Origin of the sequence: Deinococcus marmoris (genome assembly GCF_001949125.1) — a bacterium.
Lineage (GTDB): Bacteria > Deinococcota > Deinococci > Deinococcales > Deinococcaceae > Deinococcus > Deinococcus marmoris_A.
Map to the genome: position 1 here is coordinate 61440 of NZ_MSTI01000020.1, position 21824 is coordinate 83263.

A 21824-nucleotide genomic window follows, 5' to 3' on the forward strand; every position below is an offset into this window, starting at 1 on the left:
CAGACGGCTGTGGAAATGTCAGGGAACAACCTGAGTCCGTGAGAGCCACCATTGGCCACGAGACCTTTTCGGGCGGGGCGGGACTATTCCCCGTACCACACGCGCCGACGGGCACAGGAACGGCTCGCAGTCGGCATTCATCCGTTCTGTAAGATTTTCGGGGAATTGAGAAAACTCACATTGACACTCCAGGGCAGGCGGTGTAGCCTGCCGGAATCACAACTACGCAACCGTGGAACCGCTTCCGAAATGAAGAGGCGCAGTCGGGGTCCGCCCGGTCTATCCACACAAGGAGAACAAATGAAGAAAGCTATTGCACTTGTCAGCCTGACCGCCGCCATCGCCGCCTCCAGCCAGGCTGGGGCCGTTCAGATCACCCTGGCCTGCGGAACCGTGGGGCAGGAACTCCAGCTCTGCAAGGACGGCGCGGCGCGCTGGGCCAAGAAGACCGGCAACACCGTCAAGGTCTTTGAAAGCCCCAACCTGACCAACGACCGTCTGGGCCTGTACCAGCAGCAACTGGCCGCCAAGAGCGACGCCATCGACGTGTATCAGCTCGACATCATCTGGCCCGGCCTGCTGTCCCAGCACTTCGTGGACCTGAAGGGCAAGATCCCAGCCGCCGAGGTCAACGAACACTTCAAGGGCATCATCGCCGCCGACACCGTGGACGGCAAGCTGGTCGCCATGCCGTGGTTCACCGACGCGGGCCTGCTGTACTACCGCACGGACCTGATGAAGAAGTACGGCTACAACGCCGCGCCCAAGACCTGGGCCGAGCTGGCCACCATGGCCAAGAAGATCCAGGACGGCGAGAAGAAGACCAGCAGCACCTTTACCGGCTTCGTCTTCCAGGGCAAGAACTACGAGGGCCTGACCTGCGACGCGCTGGAATGGCTGGTGTCCTTCGGCGGCGGCACCATCGTGGACGACAGCGGCAAGATCACGGTCAACAACGCCAACGCCGCCAAGGCGATGGACACCGCCGCGAGTTGGGTCAAGACCATCAGCCCCGCCGGCGTGACCACCTACGGTGAAGAGGAAGCGCGCGGCATCTTCCAGTCGGGCAACGCGGCCTTCATGCGCAACTGGCCCTACGCCTGGGCACTGGGCCAGAGCGCCGACAGCAAGGTCAAGGGCAAGATCGGCGTGGCCCCGCTGCCCAGCGGCGGCAACGGCGCAGCGGCGACGCTGGGCGGCTGGAACCTGGGCGTCAGCATGTACTCCAAGAACCAGGCCGCCGCCATCGATCTGGTGCGCTACCTGACCGGCGCGGACGAGCAGAAGCTCCGCGCCATCGAGGGAGCCTACAACCCCACCCGTCCCGCGCTGTACAAGGACCAGGCCATCCTGAAGGCCAACCCCTTCTTCGGCAGCCTGCTGGATGTGTTCACCAGCGCCGTGGCCCGGCCTTCCGGCCCCACCAAGCTGAAGTACAACCAGGTTTCGCAGGCCTTCGCGGGCGCAGTCAGCGACGTGATGGCGGGCAAGACCAAGGGCGCAGCCGCCGTCAAGAAGCTGGAAACAGATCTGGCACGCATCAAGGGACGCGGCTGGTAAGCGCGGCCACTCCACCCCTCACCATTCGGTGAATTGGGGGGACGCCTGCACGATGGGGCGTCCCCCTCCTCGTTTCGGAAAATCAGAGTTTTAAAAAAATCAGACCAGACCTACCCCCAAACAGAGACCAGAGTTGGCCTTTAGACTGAAGGCTCCAAGACAGAGCAGGCCAGATGTCATCCGCCGAAAATTTTTCAAGCTTTGCCGGGATTCCTATCCCTTTTCGGGAACCCACTTTTCAGGGACCAGGAGGCCGTAAACCATGACCACAAACGCCCCAACCCAACCTCCAACTGCTCCACCGATGGGCCGCAAGAAGAAGGTGCGCGGCATCGAGGGTGCGCGCGCCTGGCAGGCGTTCTGGCTGCTGCTGCCCACATTGATCGCCATCGCGCTGGTGGCCGGATTCCCGCTGTACCGCACGATCTTTTTCTCGGCGCAGGAAGCCAATCTGACCACGCCGGATCAGGCCACCTTCATCGGCTTCCAGAACTTCTGGTTTACCACCGCCGAGGGCATCGGCCTGGGCTTCATGCAGGACCCGCAGTGGTGGACCGCCGTCCGCAACACGCTGATCTTTACCGTGTTCTCGGTGGCCCTGGAAACGGTGTTCGGCATGATCATCGCGCTGGTGGTCAACAGCGCCTTCGCGGGGCGTTCGTTCCTGCGCACCGCCATGCTGGTGCCCTGGGCGATTCCCACGGTGGTCTCGGCGCAGATGTGGGCCTACATGTACAACGATTCCTTTGGCCTGATCGGACAGGGGCTGCTGGGCGGACAGGCGCTGCTGGCCGATTCGGGCACGGCCATCTGGGCGATGATCGCGGTGGACGTGTGGAAGACCACCTCGTTCATGGCGCTGCTGATCCTGGCCGGACTGCAAAGCCTGCCCGGCGACATGTACGAGGCCGCCGACATGGACGGCGCGAGCAAGTGGACCCAGTTCTGGCGCATGACCCTGCCTCTGCTGCGGCCCGCGCTGCTGGTGGCCCTGGTCTTCCGCAGCCTGGACGCCCTGCGCGTGTTCGACATCATGTACGTGATGCTGGGCGCAAACGTGGCCGCCAGCACCAGCATGACCGGCTACGCCCGCCAGCAACTGATCGACAACCAGTTGCTAGGCACCGGCAGCGCCGTCTCGGTGGCAATTTTTATCATCATCATGGCGATTGTGGTCATTTACGTGACCGCCTTCCGCGTGAAGTTCGACTAAAGGAGGGCTGTCCATGTACCTGAAACGCACCAATCCCGGTATGTACTACCTTCAGCGGACGCTGTTCTACCTGCTGGTCATCGTGATCACCCTGTACCTGCTGCTGCCCTTCGGCTGGGCCGTGCTGACCAGTTTCCGGCGGGCCACCGATCTGTTCCTGCCGCCCCTGCAATTCGCCTTCGCGCCCACCACCCTGGACAATTACACCCAGGTGTTCGCCAACGCCAGCTTCCGGCGTGGACTATTTTTCAGCACCATCGTCGCGGTGGGCGCCGTGGCCGTCAGTCTGCTGTTCGGCAGTTTCGCCGCCTACGCGCTGGGGCGTTTCCGCTTCCGGGGCAAGCAGTTCATCATGTACATCATCCTGGCGGTCAGCGTGTTTCCGCAGATCGCCGTGCTGGGCGGCCTGTTCACACTGATCACGCGCTTCAACCTGTTCGACAACCCGATTGGCCTGATGGTCTCGTACCTGATCTTCACCATTCCGTTCACCGTCTGGGTGCTGACCTCGTTTGTGCGCGACATTCCCGGCGAGCTGGAAGAAGCCGCGCTGGTGGACGGCGCAAGCCCGCTGCAAACGCTGTTCAAGGTGCTGTTTCCAGTGATGATGCCCGCGCTGGTGACCACCGGTCTGCTGGCCTTCATCAACGCCTGGAACGAGTACCTGTTCGCGCTGACCTTCATGAGTACCAACCGCACCGTGCCCGTAGTGATCGCCAACTACTCCGGCGCGTCGCAGTTTGACCAGCCGTGGGGGCCGATCATGGCCGCCAGCATCGTGGTCACGATTCCGCTGATCACGCTGGTGCTGATCTTCCAGCGCAACATCGTGTCCGGCCTGACGGCAGGGGCGGTCAAGGGCTAGCCTCTCTCCTGACAAAATCGCCTCTCCGAATTCTGGAGGGGCGATTTTCTTTGCTCATCCTCAATTCAGCCGCCTGACACGCTCCTGCCCTGAACCCGCGTACGTATCCGCCACGCCACGCAGCATCTGCCGGGCCAGGGTGATCAGCTCATCCTCGCCCGCACCCTCCAGGCGGAAGCTGCCGCCGTCGCCGTACTCGCCCTGAAAGGCCCCGCCCACCCGGCGCACGCGCACCAGTACCTCGCACAGGCCCAGGCGCAGCCAGGCGGCATGAAAACCCCCAGTGGGCACGGGACGCAGGCGGTTGGCGGGGTCCACGGTGAAGTCCAGCGTCACGTTGTTCAGTGGCAACCCCGGCCCGCTGGCGGCGCGCAGGGCGTGGTACAGCGCATTCAGGAACGCCTCGCAGGCGCGCTCCTCGGCCTGCCGCTCGTGGGCGTGGCGGCGAATGGCGGCCTGAAGCTCGTCGAACTCGCTCATTGAAGGTCACTGGCGGGGGGCATCTCAGCCGTATTCCTATCACGCCAGCGCGGACGGGCGATATTAGGATTTGATCATCGGCGGTATGCTGCGACGCGTGACTGCCGCCCCCCACCCCGCGCCCACCCTGTTCATCTCCAACGGCACGGCGGAAGACCTGATCGGGGCGCGGCTGGCCGGACTGCTGCCGGGCAAAATTCGTTACTCCCCACTGGTGGGTGAGGGCCGGGCTTATGCCGCCGCCGAGGCCAACCGGGTGGGCCGGGTCCTGCATCTGCCCAGCGGCGGCTTTCCCTTCGGCAGCCTGAATAATCTGAAGGCAGATTTGAGGGCCGGACTGATCGGTGACTCGCTGGGGCAGTGGAGCGACGCCGTGCGCGGGGCCAGAGGCACGGGCGCAGTCGTCGTGGTGGGCGACGCCTACGCGCTGATGGTGGGCAGTGTGGCGGCGAGGCTGAATCACCTTCCCCTGATTCACGTTCAGCCGCTGCTGAGCGCACAGTATCTGGATGGTCTGAATCTGCGCGGGGCTTTGCAGGAACTGAACGCGCTGGGGGCCAACCTGCCGATGCCCTACGAACTGCGGCTGGCACGTGGGGCAGACGCCGTATTCGTGCGCGACGCCGCCACCCAGCGCTACTACCAGCGGCGCGGCGTCCCGGCCCGCTTTGCCGGAAGTTTTGCGATGGACGTGCTGGACAGGCCAGAGCGTGAACTGAATCTGCCACCGGGCCGTCCAGTGCTGGCGCTGCTGCCCGGTTCGCGCGAGGACCACCGTGAGAGTCTGCCCGTGATGCTGCGCGCCGCCGCGTTATTGCCCGGAGTCACAGCGCTGGTGGCCTGGCCGCACGACTGGGAAGCGGTCAGGTTGCCGGACGGCTGGACGCTGGAGATTCGCAGTGACGCGGAGGCACTGGCCACGGGCGAGGGTGCGAGCATCCACCTGCTTCGCGGTGCTTTCGGCGCGGTGGCGCGGGCGGCGGACATCGCCATCGGCACGTCGGGCACAGCGAACGAGCAACTGGCCGGGCTGGGCATTCCCGTGGTCGCCTTTGCCACGAGCGGCCCACAGTACACCGAGGGCTTTGCGAGGCGGCAGGGGCGTCTGCTGGGCGCGGCGCTCCGGGTGGTGGGGGCGGACCCGGTGGTTCTGGCGGCAGAGGTCAGGTCAACACTTGGCAACGGCTCAAAACGGGCGTGGGCGGCGCTGGACGGATTGACCCGCATCGGCCCGGCGGGAGCCTTGCCGGTTATTGCAGCAGAGATCGAGCGGCTGGCACGGGATAAAAAAGACGCCCGGCGCTAAGGCCAGACGTCCGGTTAAAAAAGCTCAGCTCGTGATGTCCTCGTCGGCGTCGCCCATGTTGGTGCTGGGCGGATCGCTGCCGTCCATGGTCTGTGCCACGGCCACGTCCTGCTTGTCCATGCCGCGTTCCTTGTAGTCCCCGGCCTCGTGGCTCTCGGCCTTGACCTCGGCGTCCAGTTCCTCGCGCACGTCGGTTTTGCCCATGAACTGCAACTCCACGTTGGTGGGTTCAGGCTTGCCGTCCGTATCGGTGTTGCCGGGCAGCTTCCCGCCTGGGCGATCATCATTCTGGGTCATGCCCCCACGCTACCAAGCCGGGCTGAGAACGCACCTGAGACATTCCTTTATATAGGCGAAAGGTGGAGAGTGGCGACCACTCAACCGCCCAGCCGCAACACGCTCTGGTTGCCGCGCAGCACGAAGACCAGGATGCCTGCCCCGGCCAGCACCCCGGCCTGCCGCTCCAGATTCTTCACCGAGTCGGGGGCCGCCACCCACTGACGGCGCGGCTTCTCGCCGGGTTCCAGGTAAAAGCCCTCGGGCATGGCGACAATAGCCACCCGGCTGGCGGTGGCCCGCGCCCGCATGGCCCCGGCGATCAGCGCGGGCGCGGGGCTGGCGCTCAGGATGATCAGGTTGCCGCCGGAACGCGTGGGCGGAATCACGGGCGGGGCCGGGTCCGGCTGAAGCTGCGCCAGCCGCAGCAGGGCAGAATGCAGCGCCTCGGCGTGGCGGCCTGTGGGGGTCACGCCCGCGTTGGTGGCGACAGAGACGGGCAATTCCAGGGCCAGCGCCTCCTGCACCAGACTGGCGGCCAGACGCACGGCACTTTCGGTAAACACCTCTCCCCCGCTGCTCACGTCCAGATAGACGGTCACGCTGCTGGCCGCCGTGCGCTCCGGCTCACGCACACTCAGGGTGCCCGTGCGGGCGCTGGAACGCCAGTGGATGCGGCCCGGCGGATCGCCCGGCACATACTCGCGCACGCTCCGCAGGCTGATGGGATCGTCCAGACCCAGGCGGCGGCTCAGGCCACCCTCGGAAAGCAGGGGGCGCAGCAGGTCCGGCAGGCGCAGGCCGTGGGGACTGGGAAAAACATCCAGACGCTGGGAGGCCGGGACGGACACGCTGCGCCAGAACAGCCCCAGCGGATCGGCCCAGTGCAGCGTGGCACCCGGCCATTCGTACACGCCCCGGCTGTTGAGGGTCAGGTGGGTACGGACCTCCTGCTCGGATTGGCCCAGCAGTTCGCCGGACAGCCGCACGGGTGCGTCCACCACCACAGCGCGCGGCGTGGGGTCTTCCAGCAGATACCGGATAGGGAGGCGGCTGTGCAGATCGAGCCGGACCATCAGCGGCAGGCGGGTGTCCTGAAAGCCGTTTGGCGGCACCTCACGGGTCAGGGAGACGTGGGGCGGCTTGCGGTAGAGCCACCACAGCAGCGCGCCCAGCACGCCGAGAACCGCCAGCCACACCAGGGCCGAGATCAGCAGGTTCACTGCGCGGCGACAGGCTCAGGCTGCACGGATTCCACTGGAACTGGCTCAGAGCGCAGCACCTCGCGCACCACTTCCTCAGCGGGCAATCCCTGGAGCCGCGCCTCGATCCTTAGGCTCAGGCGGTGGGCCAGCACCCCAGGAGCCGCGCGCTGCACGTCGTCGGGCGTGACGTAACCACGCTGCTCCATCCACGCCAGCGCCTGCGCCACCCCTTGCAGGGCCAGACTGGCACGCGGGCCGCCGCCCAGCGCCACAGCGGAATGCGTGCGCGTGCCGGCCGCCAGCGAGGCCATATAACGCCGCAGATCCTCTGAAACGTGGATGGCCTGAACCTCGCGGCGGGCCGTCAGCAGATCGGCAGGGGCGGCCACCGATTCCAGCGCGTAGATCGGGTGCTGCCCCTGAAGGCGCGAGAGCATCCGCACCTCTTCTTCCAGCGTGGGATAGCCCACCGACAGGCGCAGCAGAAAGCGGTCCAGTTGCGCCTCGGGCAGGCGGTAGGTGCCCTCGTTCTCAATCGGGTTCTGGGTGGCGATCACCACGAACGGCTGCTCTAGCATGTGCGTCACGCCGGATTCGGTGACCTGCCCCTCGCCCATCGCCTCCAGCAGCGCGGACTGGGTCTTGGGAGTAGCGCGGTTGATCTCGTCGGCCAGCAACACGCCCGTGAAGATCGGCCCCGGCACAAACTCGAAGGTGCCGCTGGCGGGGCGGTACACGCTGACGCCGGTCACGTCGCCGGGCAGCAGATCGGGGGTGAACTGCACGCGGGTGAAGGTCAGGCCCAGGCTGATCGCCAGCGCGCGGGCCAGCATGGTCTTGCCGGTGCCGGGAGCGTCTTCCAGCAGCACATGGCCCCCGGCCAGCACCCCGGCCAGAGCCAACCCGGACACGCCCTCCTTGCCCACCAGCACGCGGGCGATGTTGTCCAGAATGCTGCGGGCAAAGGGCTGCGTGGTGGGTGAAGGGGACAGGGCTGAATCGGTCATGGATTTTCCTTTTTTGAAAGGGAGTCGGGAGCGTCTTCGGATGGATCATGGGGGGGCGGCAGATCGGGCAGCATCCCGGCCAGCTCATGCGCTGCCGCCTCGGCCTGCGCGGCGTCCTCGTCGGTCACGCGCCCGCCGTAGCGCACCGGGCCATACGCGCGGGTCAGGGTATCCAGCGGCCCGGCCAGCACGGCGTCCAGGGCAGACAGGCGCGCCGCGTAGCCTGCCGGGGTTTCGGCGGCCAGCCTACCGCGCCCGTGCTGCCGCAGCAGTTCCTCGGCCTGTCTGTAGGCGAGGCGGACACGGTGCAGGGCGGGCTGGGCGGGGGCGGGGGCCTCAGCCTTCAGCCCTGGCGAGACCTTCCCGTCCCCCTCTTTCTCCCTGGCCTGCGTGAAGTTCAGCCAGAGCAGGGCTGCGGCCAGCGCAAACAGCATCACCAGACTGAGCCACAGCAGCGCCCGCATAAAGCCGCTGATGTCGATCTGCCGCCGCCCGATGATGTTGCTGAGCAGTTGCCCCAGTGCGTTGCCCGCGCCAGGACCCACGGTCTGCGCTGCCCCTGCCGCCCCGCCCCCACCGCCGCCGGACAGCAACACGCCTGCCGCCAGCCACAGCGCCCCGGTCAGCAGCAAGCCCGCCACCATCAGCATCTCGATCAGGCGGGGTTTACGGCCATCCTGCGGGCGAAACCTGAATAGCAGGCCGCCGCCCGCCACCAGCAACAGCAGCCCGCCCAGCAGGATGGCATCAACGGGCAGAAAGACATTTTCGATGGTGAATTGAAACGGCAGTTCCAGGCCGGGCGAGGTGGGGGCGGACGGCGTCTGGCCCAGGTCCGGGGGGGGCAGTTGGTTGGGGGGCGGCGCAGTCTGCACGTTAGACGCAGGAGGCGACGGCTCTCCCAGCGCCGCCCAATTCACGGCCTGACGCGGCAGCAATACGCTGAAGACCAGCAGGGCCGCCAGCGCCGCGCCCACCACCCACCACACGCGGGGTGTCGGTTGCTCGGGACGCCGTCCCATCCGTTCGTCACGGCCCGGAATCGCCAGCAGTCCCCCGACCAGCGCCAGCAGCAGCCCCGGCTGCGGGGCCAGCAGCCCGATGAGCAGCGGCACAAACAGCGCCCCACGACTGCGCCGCAAACCGTCGGTGATGCGGTTGGCGGACCAGTTCAGGGCAATCACCACAAAAAACAGGGCCAGATAATGCAGGGCCAGACCCACCAGCGCCGTCCGGCCCTGCGCCAGCGCCGCCGGGGCCAGGGCCACCGCCGCGCCGCCCACGATCAGCAGACTCAGCAGCAGGCGGCCTTCCTCCCAGCGGGGCCAGCGCACGGCCAGGCCGAACAGCACGCACAGCAGCGCGGTGGCCCACCACGGCAGCCAGCCCGCCGCCGCCAGCGGAAGCAGCGCCAGCCCGTAGGCCCGCCATGACACCCGCGCCGGGGCGTCCAGCCAGGGTTCCTCACGCGGCGCGGCGGTCAGGAGAATTCCTCAAACGTCATCTCGACTGGAGAATACGCGCTCGGGTGGGGGAAAGTTGCCGTTTTTAGCTCTTTTCGGGTGGAGGCTTGTCAGTGGATCGGCTTCGCGGCGGACAGGGGGGATGCCACGGTTGAACCCCTCTGCTTCGCAGCTCTGCGAGTCCGCCCCTACGGGGCACCTCCCCTTAGAAGGGAGGCAAGGAGATTGCTTGTGGCACAGGACTTTTGCGCTTCTTGGCTCCCTTTAAGGGGAGCTGGCTGCGTGAGGGGTTAAACCGTGGCGGCAACCCTACGAGATCGCCGTCTAAAGCCACAAAAAACCGCCCCAAACTTTCGTCCGGGGCGGCGCAGAACAGGAATCTGGTCAGTCCAGAAAGTCGCGCAGTTTGCGGGTGCGGCTCTCATGGTACTTGAGCTTGCGCAGCGCCTTGTTCTCGATCTGGCGGATGCGTTCGCGGGTGACGCTGAAGCGCTGGCCGACTTCCTCCAGCGTGTGTTCGCGGCCATCGACGAGGCCCTTGCGGAACTTCAACACCATCGCCTCGCGCTCGGTCAGCTTGGACAGCGCCTTTTCCAGTTCCTCGGAGAGCAGGGTCTTGGCGGCGTTATCCACCGGAGAATCCAGATTGTCATCGGGAATGAAGTCGCCGTAGAAGCTGTCCTTCTCGTCGCCGATGGGCGTTTCCAGCGACACCGGCTCCTGGCTGACCTTCTGAACTTCCTCCACCTTGTTGGCGTCCCAGCCCGGCCCCATCGCCTCGGCGATTTCCTCGTGCGTCGCCTCGCGCGAGAGTTCCTGCTGCAATTGCCGCGCCGTGCGGGTCAGCTTGTTGATGGTTTCCACCATATGCACCGGGATGCGGATGGTGCGCGCCTGATCGGCAATGGCGCGGTTGATCGCCTGACGAATCCACCACGTCGCGTAGGTGGAGAACTTGTAGCGGCGGCGGTACTCGAATTTCTCCACCGCGCGGATCAGGCCCTGGTTGCCTTCCTGGATCAGATCGAGGAAGCCCAGGCCACGCCCGGTGTACTTCTTGGCGATACTGACCACCAGACGCAGGTTGGCCTCGATCAGGCCCTGGCGTGCTGCCGCGCCGTCTTCCACCTGACGCATCTGGCGGCGGCGGGCGCGGTCTTCCATCTCCAGCTCTTCTTCCAGAATCTTGCGGGCTTCCTCGCCTTCCTCGATGCGGCGGGCCAGCGCGATTTCTTCCTCCAGCGTCAGCAGCGGCACCCGCCCGATCTCGTGCAGGTACTGGCGCACCGGGTCATTGCTGACCGCGCGCGGCATGTCGTCGAAGTACTTTTCCTCGTCGTCAGGCTGGTTGGTGGCGCGGGCAGCGGCGGGGCCGTCCTCGGTTTCCTCGTCCTCGGACTCTTCCTCGTCGTCCTCATCGGCGTCCTGAACCTCAATGTTCTGGGCGGCGATGTAGAGCTGCAAATCCTCGAAGGCGTCGGCGTTCTCCGGGTTCTCCGGGTCCAGACCATTGGCTTCCAGCGCCGTGGCCAGCGCCGTGGCAATGTCCTCGGAGGCCAGCACGCCCGCCACCTTGCCGTTCTTGAGCAGTTCCTGAATGCCGGGATGCGCGTAGTAGGGCTTGTCGGCCACGGCGGCTTTGGGCGCGGCAGGTGCCTTGCCTGCGGCCTTGCCGGAGGGGGCCTTGGCCGCAGCCGTCTTCTTGTCGGCCTTGACGGGCGTGTCAGAATTCGCGCCGGCAGCCGTGGCCGCCTTCTTGGGAGCGGCTTTTTTGGCCGGGGCCTTGGCTTGCGGCTCAGCCGCGTCTGTTTCAGCAACGGCTTTCTTCGCGGCTGGCTTTTTGGCAGCGGCCTTCACGGGCGCGTCACCATCGGCCTTGGCGGCTGCTTTCTTGGCCGCAGGCTTCTTCGCTGGGGCGGCCTTGGCCGTTGCTTCCTCGGCGGGAGCAGCTTTGGCGGCGGCTGGTTTGGCCCCACCCACACGGGTACGCGGCTTTTTCTCGGCGGCCTGGGGAACCGTCTCGGGGATGTCAGTTGCTTGTTCGGGTGATGCTTTGGTGGACTCTGCCATGCGGCCTCCTGCGGCAAAAAATGGATCAATCGGGGGAAGGCGGAACTCAGGTCTCAAACCCGGAGACTGGATGCCGAAACGCGCCAGTCTAGCAAACGCATTCGCGGGCCAACGCCCACCTGAAGGCAGTCGTAGATTTTACCACGCCTCTGGTGAATCTGCCAACACTTCTACTACGTGTCAAACAGGGAAAAGGTTCCCGCTCAGGTCAGCCGCGCGTGGCCGCCAGCACCTTGAATCCGCCCGCCCGCGCCAGTTCCCGCGCCGGGCCGATTTCACGCAGCGGCGTTTCGTAGGGCAGAGGTTCGTTCGCCACCAGATACAGCGTGCCGCCCGGCTTCAGGCGGCGTGAGGCAGCAGCCAGAAATTCCAGCGCCACATCCAGCACCACGCCGCGCCCCACATGAAAGGGCGGATTGGTCAGGATGACGTCGAAGGTCCGCCCGCCCAGAGCCGCGTCCACGTCCGAGTGGATCACCTCGCCCGCCAATCCGTTCGCTTCCAGCGTCATCCGCGAACTGCGGACGCTCTGCAAATCGCCGTCCACCAGGGTCACCGCCCCGCCGCGCTGGGCCGCCCACGCGCCGATCAGGCCCGCACCGCAGCCCAGATCGAGAACGTGCTGGCCGGACAGGTCCAGTTCTCCCAGCGTCTCCAGCAGCAAAGAGGTCGCCTTATCCGCCTTGCCCGCGCTGAAGACTCCGGGCAGACCGACGATCTGAACGCCAAACGCCTCGTAGTTCTCGGCTTCTGGAAGGGGCGGCGTGGGGCCGGGGCGGCGTACCAGCCGGGCCACGCGCATCCCGCCGTCACGGGCCACCGTCTCCCCTGTCCCGAAGGCTGCGCCCGCCGCACGCACGTAGCGGTCAAAACCCTTGTCGCGGTCCCCTGCCAGATACAGCGTGCCGCCCGGCGGCGTCTGCGCGTGCGCCCAGGCGATCTGCGCCGAGATATAGGCATTGCCCCGGTCCCCGGCCAGCGTCAGCGCGACGGTGCGCGCCCGCACAGGCCAGCGCTCCTCCAGCGCATCACCGGGAGCAGCGGCCAGGGGTTCGTAACCAGCGGATTCCAGCACAGCCAACGCCGCCGCCGAACCCTCCACGGCGCGCAATTCCACGCCCGGCAGACTTCCCAGCAATCCGCCTGCCGCCGACAGGTCCAGCACCTCGCCCGACACCCGGTCCTTTCGCATGGTCTGCGCCAGCAACTCCTGCGCCGCGTCCACACCGGGAAAGCCACGCACGCCGGGTTTGGTGAAGGCGCTGACCCCTTCCAGCCGCTGACCGAGTCTGGCGGGGCGGACCCCGAAATAATCCCCGCCGCCACCGGTTTCTTCACGCGCAGGCGGGCGAACGATTCTGATTTTCTGCTTCTTGCGGCCAGTCACACCCCTCCATGTATCACATGACGGTCCAGTCGGCGGTCACCCAAGGCCAGCTCAATCTCCCTCACACGCGCTGCACAGATGCAGGCCCCATGCTGAAGGGGCCAAACAATTTAACCTGGCCGGGTGAAGTCAGGAAGGCTGCCCCACAGTCGATGGGGCTTTTTTCTGCCGCCATGCCCCTATTCATATTCCCGGCATATTCGCGGGGGCAATCTTGCGCCGGGTGCCGCATATTCGGCCTCTGGCCGTTGGTGTTTTCTGGGAGGGGTTGCACAGGACCAGACCGCCCCCAGCCAGCAACCCAGGTGGTGTCACGCCGACGACGTTCCGCAGATGCTGTCCGCCGCCGCGTCTTCTTTCAAACCCCCTGTGCCTTCAAATCTGCTCTCCCACCGGCTGCGCCAGTTCTCGCAACCGCTCGCCCAGCTCCGCCGTCACGCCCTTGATCCCGCCCTGCGCCTCGATAGGCGGCCCGAAACGCACGATCCAGCGTTTGCCTTCGCGGCAGATTCCGGCGGGCAGGATTGGGGCGCGGGCCTTGGCCGCAATCAGGGCCACGCCGCCCTGGAGGGCCGGGCCGCCGCGCGTTCCCTGCGGGAAGATACCCACCGTGCCATTGTTCTTGAGAATCCGCACCGCCATCCGCACCGCCCCCAGATCGTTGCCCGAGCGGTCAATGGGAAAGCTTCCGCCCGTGCTGATGATCCAGCCGATGACCGGAACGAACAGCTCCTTTTTTGCCATGAACTGCACGAGTCGGCCCGGCGGCAGGGAGCGGGCCACCATGAACGGATCGAGGTTGGAACGGTGGTTGGCCGCGATCACCAGGGGTGTGCCGGGCGGCGGCACATGCTCGCGCCCGTGAACTTCCAGGTGTGCGCCGCTGAGAACGACAGGCAGGTAGGTCACGGCCAGCACGGCGCGGTAGACCCGTGGATCGGCGGCAGGCGGCGCGGGTTCGGGGGCAGCGGCTCTCGGCCCGCCGCCACGTCTGGAACTGGAACCGGAAAGATCGGGACGGGCGGCGTCGCTCATGAGGGCAGGATACGCCCAGACTAAGGGGGCTGGCCCTTTACTTTTGCCGTCCTGGCTTTAGCCTTGGGCCATGAAGATCGCAGTGATCGGTGCGGCGGGTGGCGTGGGCCGCCGGGTGGTGGCGCAGGCCGCCAAAGCAGGACATGACGTGGCAGCACTGGTGCGCCGCGAGGAACAGGCCGACATGATGTCCCTTTACGGCGCAAAACCCGTGATGGGCGATCTGGAGGGCGACTGGCAGGCGGTGCTGGACGGGGCAGACGCGGTGGTCTGGGCAGCGGGCGGCGGCGCGGGCGGCAATTATCAGGCCATCGACGGCGAGGCCCTGGGGCGCGTGGCCGACACCCTGACGGAGCGCGGCCCCAAACGGCTGATCGTGGTCAGTAGCATGGGCGTGGACCGCCCCGAGCAGATGCCGCCCTTTTTGCAACAGGTGCTGAAGGTCAAAGCACAGTCGGACGGCCATGTGCAGCAAAGCGGTCTGGACTTCACCATCGTGCGCCCCGGCGGCCTGAACGACGAACCCGGCGGCGGCAAGATCACGGTGGGCACCCACGCTCCCAGGGGCAGCATCTCGCGCGATGACGTGGCGAGCGTGGTCCTGGCCTGTCTGGGCGACCCGTCCACAGCGGGCAAGACCTTCGAGATGGTGGCAGGAGAGCAGGGTATTTCGGACGCCATCAGCAGTCTGTAAATCCTGCTAGTGGGAGGCAGACAGATCGGTCAACCACCAGCGAAGGAAAGCGGGAAACCGTGCGGCCCACGCCGCTTCATCGTGCCAGTGGTCCGCGCCGATGGTGACGTGGACTTCACTCACTTTCGGGCGGAGTTGTCCCGCCAGAGCGTGGGTCAGCGACACCATCTCTGCCGCACCATCCAGAGAAGCGGCCTCGTGGTCCCCCATATCCAGCCAGATGCGGGCTTGCGGGGCCGTTCGAGGTTCCATCCAGCGCAGCAGCTCGAAATCGGCGGGAAAGATGGCCGGGCTGAAGACGCCCAGCGTGGCGAACTCGGTGGGAGCGCGCAAGCCGCCATAAAGCGTGACGAGTCCGCCAAATGATGATCCGGCCAAGGCTGTCTGCGCAGCCGTGCCGAAACGCTCGGCCAGCGCAGGCTTGAGCGTGGCTGCAATCCAGTCCAGATACTCGTCTGCGCCAGGGTTGAAGGCGTTCATTTCGAAGGGGAACGGCACATAACGGCGGCTGCGCTCGTCGTTCACGCTCAGGGCGGCGATCAGGCAGGGATGGCCCTCATCGGCCAGGGTCTGGGCAGCTTCGGCCACGCTCCAACTCTGCCCGGCAAAAGTGGCAGCCTCGTCATACACGTTCTGGCCGTCATGCATGATCAGCAGCGGTAAGGGCAACGTGGACGATTCGGGCCACCAAAGCCGCACAATCTGCTCGCCCCAGGGTGCTGCCAGCGTCAATTCCTCGCGCGGCGGGGCCGAGGCGGAGGGCCGTCCTCTGCCCTTGCGGTTGTCCTGCCAGCCCTCCAGTTGGAGCTGAATTTCCATGTCGCCGTGAACGACTGCTTGATGGGCGGGGGTGCGGCCTCCCCAGGCGTCGCCTTCTTCGATTGGCTTTCCGTCATGCAGCATGCGGACCTTGACACCCAGCAATGCACCTGCGGGCAGATCGGCTTCAAGTACGGCTCCAGGGCCTGAACGCTTGAAGGTCCAACCTTCCGGGTCATTGCCCCACTTCCGGTGATCGCCTGTCAAGAACAGGACGCCATCTGGCGTGTTCGGCGGCAGATTGGGAATGATGAAACGGACGTGGACCATGCCCCAGCTTACGTGCGAGACGGCGGGGGATGCGACTGATACGCTTCCGGCGCATCAGGTAAAATACGCAGTATCCCTGGCCTCCCCCCGAGAAGCAGACCCCCGCCCGTGTTAAGCCGCCGTCAGCTTGCGTGAGATTGGTGTCAGCGCACCGGGAGTACGCTCTGGGAGTGACATAGACACGGTAGGCCGCTGGCCCGGACCACCCGGTACAGGTTCGGAAAGCACTTGCCTTGACTTCTTAAACTTGATATACTTGCACTCAAGTTTCCTGGCAGCGCCATCAGTACATGCCACCGGAGACCTCCTCTTTCCACTGACCTGCAAGGGCCAAAGGAGTTCCGCATGCCCACCGACAAGACCCCCAGCACCAATGCAGCACTGAATCTCCCCAAAATTGTCCCCGTCTGCCCCGTGCGCGGCAGCGTGATCTACCCGACGATGGTGCAGCATATCGACGCCAGCCGCTCCATTTCCATCAATGCCATCGAGGCCGCCATGAACGCCGAGAAGGTCATCCTGATCGTGTCCCAGAAGGACAAGGACGTGGATGATCCCAAGGGCGCGGACCTGTACGACACCGGCACCGCCTGCAATGTGCTGCGCGTCCGCAAGAACCCCGACGGCACCGTGCAGATGCTGGTCAGCGCCGTGGCGCGCGTCAAGGTGGGCAAGTACACCGAGGGCGATTACCTGCGCGCCAGCATCACCGAACTGCCCATTCCTGCCGACGATCCAGTGCAGTTGCAGGCGCTGAGCCGCGAACTGCGCGAGCGCTTCGAGGTCATCGCCAACAACGGCAAGATCAGCAGCGAGAGCGTGCAGACCATCAACGGCAAGGACGACGTGGGCGAGATGGCCGACCACATCGCCTTCAACCTGGATTTCAAGCTGGAAGACAAGCAGGCGCTGCTGGAAGCCGTGCGCCTCACGGACCGCATCCGCATGCTGCTGACGCTGCTGGACACCGAGCAGGAAGTGCAGGCGGTGCAGGCCAAGATCCGCGCGCAGGTCAAGGACGAGATCGACAAGAATCAGCGCGAGTACTACCTGCGCGAGCAGATGAAGGTCATTCAGAAGGAGTTGCAGGGCGGTGAAGACGGTGAGGAAGGCGACGAGGCCGAGCAGTTCCGCACCAAGATCGACGCGCTGGAGCTGAAGCCCGACGTCAAGAAGGAAATCGACCGCGAGGTCAACCGTCTGGCCCGCATGCACCCCGACGCCGCCGAAGCTTCCGTGATCCGCACCTACCTGACCTGGGTGACCGAACTGCCGTGGAACACCCGCAGCGAGGACCGTCTGGACGTGGAGGAAGCCTCGCAGGTGCTGGACGAGGACCACTACGGTCTGGAAAAGGTCAAGGACCGCGTGCTGGAATTCCTGGCCGTGCGCCGTCTGCGCAAAGAGCGTGCCGAACGCGGCGAGCTGAGCGCCGAGGACGTCAATAAGGGGCCGATCCTGGTCTTCACTGGCCCTCCCGGTGTCGGGAAAACCAGCATCGCGCAGAGCATCGCCAAGGCGCTGGGTCGCCAGTACGTGCGCATTGCGCTGGGCGGCGCACGCGACGAGTCTGATATTCGCGGCCACCGCCGCACCTACATCGGCGCGATGCCGGGCCGCCTGATCCAGGGCCTGCGCACCGCCGGAACCAAGAACCCGGTCATCCTGCTGGACGAGGTGGACAAGCTGGGCAGCTCCTATCAGGGCGATCCGAGTGCGGCGCTGCTGGAAGTGCTGGACCCCGCGCAGAACCAGAACTTCACCGATCACTATCTGGGCGTGGCCTTCGACCTGTCTGAGGTCATGTTCATCGCCACTGCCAACTACCCCGAGCAGATTCCCGCCGCGCTGATGGACCGCATGGAAGTGATCGACTTCTCCAGCTACATCGAGCAGGAGAAGCTGGAAATCGCCAAGCGCTACCTGATGCCCCGCCAACTGACGCAGAACGGCCTGAAGCCCAACCAGATCAGCTTCACCGACGCGGCGCTGGAACGGCTGATCAGCCACTACACCCGCGAGGCCGGGGTCCGCAATCTGGAACGCGAGATCGGCACGGTGGCCCGCAAGGTGGCCCGCCGGATTGCCACCGGGGACGTCAAGCGCGTCAAGGTGACCGACAAGGAGCTGGAGCGCTACCTGGGTCAGGCCCGCCATACCCCCGAAACCGAGAACCGCGAGGACATGGTGGGCGTGTCCACCGGGATGTTCTACACCCCCGTCGGCGGCGACATCCTGTTCGTGGAAACCTCGATCATGCCCGGCAAGGGACTGGTCCTGACCGGACAGCTCGGAGACGTGATGAAGGAGTCGGCCCGCGCCGCCCTGACCTACATCAAGAGCAACGCCGAACGCTTCCACATCGACCGCGCCCGGATCGAGGACTCCGAGATTCACGTTCACGTTCCAGCCGGGGCGATTCCCAAGGAAGGCCCCAGCGCAGGCGGCGCGATGGTCACCAGCCTGATCAGCGCCCTGACCGGCATTCCCGCCCGCCACGACGTCGCCATGACCGGCGAGATGACCCTAACCGGACGCTACCTGCCCATCGGTGGCCTGAAGGAAAAGGTGCTGGGCGCGCGGCGTGCAGGCATCAAGCACATCATCATGCCCAAGGCCAACGAGCCGGACCTGCGCGACATTCCCACCCACCTGCGCTCCTCGGTGCGCTTCCACCCCGCCGAAACCGTGGATCAGGTGCTGGACGTGGCCCTGGTGGGCGGCCTGAAGGCGCTGGAAACCCCGCGTGGGAACGAGGCGGCCACCCCGCCAGCCAAACGCCGCGCGGCGCGGCGTGGGCCGGGAGCCAGCGCTTAACCCACAGACAACTTTGGGAGTCTCAGGCCCCTGCTTCGGCGGGGGTTTTTTTGTGCAGTCCCTTCGGCGGTCACACCCTTCCACAGCGTCGCGCCGCGTGCAACAGCCGCCTGCCCGCTATCCTGTACGGCAATGAGCGGCCCACTGACATTTCTGGTCGCCAGTCCTCACCTGCACGGCGAGGTCTTTGGCGGCACCGTCATCCTGTTGCTGGAACACGACGAGAAAGGCGCGATGGGATTGATCGTCAATGCACCCACGCCCCAGCCCGTCTCCGAGCTGATGGCCGGGGCCGAGGGACAGGACACGCCTGCGTGGCTGGGTGGCCCGGTCGATCCCACGCTGGGCTGGTGCCTGTATCCAGACGCGCTGGAGCTGGACGGCGAAATCAGCCTCGTGCCCGGCCTCAACGTGTCCAGCAGCCTGGACGTGCTGCGGGCCGTGATGGAAAGCGGGCAAACATACATGCTGGTGCTGGGCTATGCGGGTTGGAACGCCGGGCAACTCGCGGGGGAAGCGCGGGCCGGGGCCTGGGTCTGGGTGGAGCAGGACACCCCGGAATTGCTGTGGGACATTCCAGCAGCAGGCCGCTGGAGCGAGGCGCTGCGGCGGCTGGGCGTGATCCCCAGCACCATCATGCCGGGCGGGGCGCAGGCGTGAAGCTGGATTGGAGTCGATCTCTGCTGTGTCGATAGATGCCACGGCCATCATGCATCAATTCAAAACGCGCCCGCCTCCGATTGAGAGACGGGCGCGTTGCTGGTTGGAATCCTCAGTCCATCGCTAAAGCCATGTCGTGCTGCTGCACGTTGGCCCCGATGCCGCGCAGGCGTTCGGCCAGACGCTCGTAACCCCGGTTCAGGTACTGCACGCCGTCGATGACGGTTTCGCCCTCGGTGGTGAGGGCGGCGATGAACAGGGCGGCTCCGGCGCGCAAGTCGGCGGCCTTGACTGGAGCGGCGTGCAATTTTGCGCCCTGGATGACCTGTGTGTAGCCGCTGACGGTGATGTTCGCACCCATGCGGTGCAGTTCAGCGACGTGGGTCAGGCGGTCCGGGTACACCGGGTCCTGAACGACGCTGGTGCCGGGAACAGTGGCGAGCAGGGCACTCATCTGCGGTTGCAGATCGGTGGGGAAACCGGGGAAGCTCTGGGTGGTCACATTCACCGGCTTCAGCTCCGTTCCGGTGGCGTCCACGATCAGGGTGTTGCCGTCCTCGGTGATCTGCACGCCCATTTCCTGCAACTTGGCGGTCACGGCGCGCAGATGATCGGGGCGCACGTTCCTGACCCGCAGCTTGCAGCGGTTGGCGGCGGCCAGCATCATGAATGTTCCGGCCTCGATGCGGTCCGGGATCACCGTGTACGAGCCGCCGCGCAGGGCAGCGACGCCGCGCACCGTGATGGTGTTGCTCCCCGCCCCCGTGATATCCGCGCCCAGCGAGTTCAGAAATTCCACCATGTCCACCACATCGGTGTCGATGCTGGCGTTGTCCAGCACCACCACGCCGTCACCCAGCACGGCGGCCAGAATGGCGTTGTGGGTGCCGCCCACGGTCAGCAGTTCAAAGACAAAGTGCCCGTTCAGGCTGGCCTCGCGCCGCGCGTCGAAATTGCCGCCGTCCTCGGTCATGGTCACGCCCAGCGCGCGGAACGCCTTGACGTGCTGGTCCACCGGGCGCGGTCCCCAGGCGCAGCCGCCCGGCATGCTGACGGTGGCCTGCCCGGCGCGGGCCAGGATCGCGCCCATCACGATAAAGCTGGCGCGCATCTTGCTGACCAGCGCGTAGGGCGCGTCGGTGTTGATGATCTCGGGCGTGTACAGTTCTAGACTGTTGTCGCCCACCCACTTGTGTTGCGTCCCCAGGTGCGCCATCAGGTCTAGGATGGTGTACACGTCGCTGAGACGTGGGATACCGTGCAGGGTCACCGGCTCGCAGCTCAGCAGGGTGGCGACGATCACCGGCAGGGCAGCGTTCTTGCTGTGTTGGACGGTAATTTCGCCGCTGAGCGCGCGGCCACCCTTGATGTGCAGTGGGGTTAATTGCATGGGATTTAATCCTCTTGGAAGCGGTTGGGGAAGGTCAGATGAAAACAAACCTGGACAGTCTAATGGGTTGACGGAAAGTTCACCAAATAGGCGTCCACAGGTGTATCTTACACATCTTACTCACTGTACGTCTACTCTCTGCCTGCTTCCACCCTCAGAACCCACGGATCACCCCATACACAGACCTCTTGACACACAGGACTCCTTTCGTCCCATGAGCATGATGTTGAGGTGAGTGTGCCTCCATGCTACGCTCGGCCCACGGTCCGCCGCATTCCCACCTGACCCGTATTCATGGTCAGCCCCGCGCGGCCCACACCAGGAGAGGCATGCCCAAAAAGGAACGCAAACGCTTGCAGGTGGTCATCAGCGACGAGCAGGACGCGCTGCTGACGCGCACCGCCTACGAGCTGTCTAGTCCCGAACGCCTGATCAGCAAGAGCGAGGTCGTGCGGCTGGCCATCGAGAAGATTGCCCGCGAACTCGGCGAGGGACCGCAGGCCGGACAGATCGACGAGTACCGCGCCATTCTGGGCAGCGCGGGGGCTGAGGACGAGGGCTGAGCCATCCGGGCAGGGCAGGCAAGGCGTGGAGGAAACCGCTCCCCACGCCTTTTTTGATGCCGTCATATTCGACAGGGGGAATCCATGACTGACCCGCCCCATTCCCGCGCGTGGTACGCCCGTCTGGCCCGTGAGCTGGGCGGCTACCGCCATCCGTGGACCCGCGTGCTGGACGGCCCGGACCCGGAATTGACCTTTGACGCCCTGCTCACGGAACACCTGCGCCCGGACACCCGTGTGCTGGAGGCAGGCTCCGGCCACGGCCCCGATGCGGCGCGTTTCGGCAGTGAATGTGCGCGCTGGGTGGGGTATGACCGCCAGCCAGAATTGCTGGAACTGGCCCGCGCCAATGCGCCAGCAGCCGAATTCCACCTGTGGGACGGAAAGGGCGAGATGCCCACGGATTTGCGCGGCCCCTTCGATCTGATCGTATCGCGCCGGGGACCGACTTCGGTGATTGATCATCTGAACGCCGTGGCCGCGCCAGATGCCCGGTTTCTGTACGTCGGACCACGGCTGGATGTCCCGCGTGTGCCGCAGCGGCTGAGGTCGGTGGGCTGGGCCAGCCTGGGCGAGTGGCGCGTGTCCGTGCGGGCGTGGGCACCGACATGGGCCGACTGGCAGACCCGCTGCGAGTTCATGGACGAGGCCACCAGCCGCGAGGACTGGGACGCACACGCTGGCGCACGCGGCAGGTGCTATCAGGAAGAACGCTACGTGCTGCTGGCGGGGCGGGATTGAGCG

At 65.7% G+C, this 21824-nt stretch carries 19 protein-coding genes; 9 read left to right on the forward strand and 10 right to left on the reverse strand.

Annotated elements, in window-relative coordinates; all coding sequences use genetic code 11:
• Positions 1-300: 300 nt before the first annotated feature.
• From BOO71_RS02950 to BOO71_RS02960, 3 genes are all read left to right on the forward strand, one after another.
• The gene (locus BOO71_RS02950) at positions 301-1560 is read left to right on the forward strand and encodes an ABC transporter substrate-binding protein (protein WP_075830485.1); all 1260 of its coding nucleotides are present in this window, start codon (positions 301-303) and stop codon (positions 1558-1560) included.
• Between the two features lie 262 nt (positions 1561-1822).
• Positions 1823-2773, forward strand: coding sequence for a carbohydrate ABC transporter permease (locus BOO71_RS02955; protein WP_075830486.1), 951 nt, complete (start codon positions 1823-1825; stop codon positions 2771-2773).
• 13 nt (positions 2774-2786) lie between these two features.
• A complete protein-coding gene (locus BOO71_RS02960; RefSeq protein ID WP_075830487.1) occupies positions 2787-3638 on the forward strand; it encodes a carbohydrate ABC transporter permease in 852 nt (283 codons plus the stop codon).
• 60 nt (positions 3639-3698) lie between these two features.
• On the opposite strand, the gene BOO71_RS02965 is transcribed toward BOO71_RS02960, so the two are convergent.
• The gene (locus tag BOO71_RS02965) at positions 3699-4118 is read right to left on the reverse strand and encodes a hypothetical protein (RefSeq protein WP_075830488.1); all 420 of its coding nucleotides are present in this window, start codon (positions 4116-4118) and stop codon (positions 3699-3701) included.
• A 97-nt stretch (positions 4119-4215) separates the two neighbouring features.
• Here BOO71_RS02965 and BOO71_RS02970 point away from each other — a divergent pair, with 97 nt between their 5' ends.
• A complete protein-coding gene (locus BOO71_RS02970; RefSeq protein WP_254842997.1) occupies positions 4216-5424 on the forward strand; it encodes a lipid-A-disaccharide synthase-related protein in 1209 nt (402 codons plus the stop codon).
• A 24-nt stretch (positions 5425-5448) separates the two neighbouring features.
• Here BOO71_RS02970 and BOO71_RS02975 read toward each other — a convergent pair whose 3' ends face one another.
• The 7 genes from BOO71_RS02975 to BOO71_RS03005 all read right to left on the reverse strand — a co-directional run bounded on the left by BOO71_RS02975 (position 5449) and on the right by BOO71_RS03005 (position 13867).
• Entirely contained in the window at positions 5449-5721 is a 273-nt protein-coding gene (locus BOO71_RS02975; protein WP_075830490.1) for a hypothetical protein, read from the reverse strand.
• 80 nt (positions 5722-5801) lie between these two features.
• Positions 5802-6923, reverse strand: coding sequence for a DUF58 domain-containing protein (locus BOO71_RS02980; protein ID WP_075830491.1), 1122 nt, complete (start codon positions 6921-6923; stop codon positions 5802-5804).
• The gene (locus BOO71_RS02985) at positions 6920-7912 is read right to left on the reverse strand and encodes an AAA family ATPase (protein ID WP_075830492.1); all 993 of its coding nucleotides are present in this window, start codon (positions 7910-7912) and stop codon (positions 6920-6922) included. The genes BOO71_RS02980 and BOO71_RS02985 overlap by 4 nt, the downstream gene beginning before the upstream one ends.
• On the reverse strand, positions 7909-9348 hold the full coding sequence (locus BOO71_RS02990; RefSeq protein WP_075830493.1) for a DUF4129 domain-containing protein: 1440 nt from the start codon (positions 9346-9348) through the stop codon (positions 7909-7911). The genes BOO71_RS02985 and BOO71_RS02990 overlap by 4 nt, the downstream gene beginning before the upstream one ends.
• Before the next feature lie 411 nt (positions 9349-9759).
• Positions 9760-11445 (reverse strand): RNA polymerase sigma factor RpoD, encoded by a 1686-nt coding sequence (gene rpoD, locus BOO71_RS02995; protein ID WP_075830494.1) that lies wholly within the window; start codon positions 11443-11445, stop codon positions 9760-9762.
• A gap of 208 nt (positions 11446-11653) precedes the next feature.
• Entirely contained in the window at positions 11654-12832 is a 1179-nt protein-coding gene (locus BOO71_RS03000; protein ID WP_075830495.1) for a methyltransferase, read from the reverse strand.
• Positions 12833-13207: 375 nt separating this feature from the next.
• Complete coding sequence (locus BOO71_RS03005; protein ID WP_075830496.1) at positions 13208-13867, reverse strand: lysophospholipid acyltransferase family protein; 660 nt, start codon at positions 13865-13867, stop codon at positions 13208-13210.
• 70 nt (positions 13868-13937) lie between these two features.
• Here BOO71_RS03005 and BOO71_RS03010 point away from each other — a divergent pair, with 70 nt between their 5' ends.
• Positions 13938-14561: an SDR family oxidoreductase gene (locus BOO71_RS03010; protein ID WP_075830497.1), complete on the forward strand. Its 624-nt coding sequence runs from the start codon at positions 13938-13940 to the stop codon at positions 14559-14561.
• 6 nt (positions 14562-14567) lie between these two features.
• On the opposite strand, the gene BOO71_RS03015 is transcribed toward BOO71_RS03010, so the two are convergent.
• The gene (locus BOO71_RS03015) at positions 14568-15650 is read right to left on the reverse strand and encodes an alpha/beta hydrolase (RefSeq protein ID WP_075830498.1); all 1083 of its coding nucleotides are present in this window, start codon (positions 15648-15650) and stop codon (positions 14568-14570) included.
• A 345-nt stretch (positions 15651-15995) separates the two neighbouring features.
• On the opposite strand from BOO71_RS03015, the gene lon reads away from it, so the two are divergent.
• Both lon and BOO71_RS03025 read left to right on the forward strand, forming a co-directional pair.
• Positions 15996-18467: an endopeptidase La gene (lon, locus tag BOO71_RS03020; protein WP_075830499.1), complete on the forward strand. Its 2472-nt coding sequence runs from the start codon at positions 15996-15998 to the stop codon at positions 18465-18467.
• Positions 18468-18599: 132 nt separating this feature from the next.
• Entirely contained in the window at positions 18600-19127 is a 528-nt protein-coding gene (locus BOO71_RS03025) for a YqgE/AlgH family protein (protein WP_075830500.1), read from the forward strand.
• Between the two features lie 112 nt (positions 19128-19239).
• Here the strand turns inward: BOO71_RS03025 and murA are convergent, their stop codons facing one another.
• Complete coding sequence (murA, locus tag BOO71_RS03030; RefSeq protein WP_075830501.1) at positions 19240-20517, reverse strand: UDP-N-acetylglucosamine 1-carboxyvinyltransferase; 1278 nt, start codon at positions 20515-20517, stop codon at positions 19240-19242.
• 329 nt (positions 20518-20846) lie between these two features.
• Between murA and BOO71_RS03035 the strand changes: the two genes are divergently transcribed.
• Both BOO71_RS03035 and BOO71_RS03040 read left to right on the forward strand, forming a co-directional pair.
• Positions 20847-21080, forward strand: coding sequence for a transcriptional regulator (locus BOO71_RS03035; RefSeq protein ID WP_075830502.1), 234 nt, complete (start codon positions 20847-20849; stop codon positions 21078-21080).
• Positions 21081-21164: 84 nt separating this feature from the next.
• Complete coding sequence (locus BOO71_RS03040; protein ID WP_075830503.1) at positions 21165-21821, forward strand: class I SAM-dependent methyltransferase; 657 nt, start codon at positions 21165-21167, stop codon at positions 21819-21821.
• Positions 21822-21824: the final 3 nt, after the last annotated feature.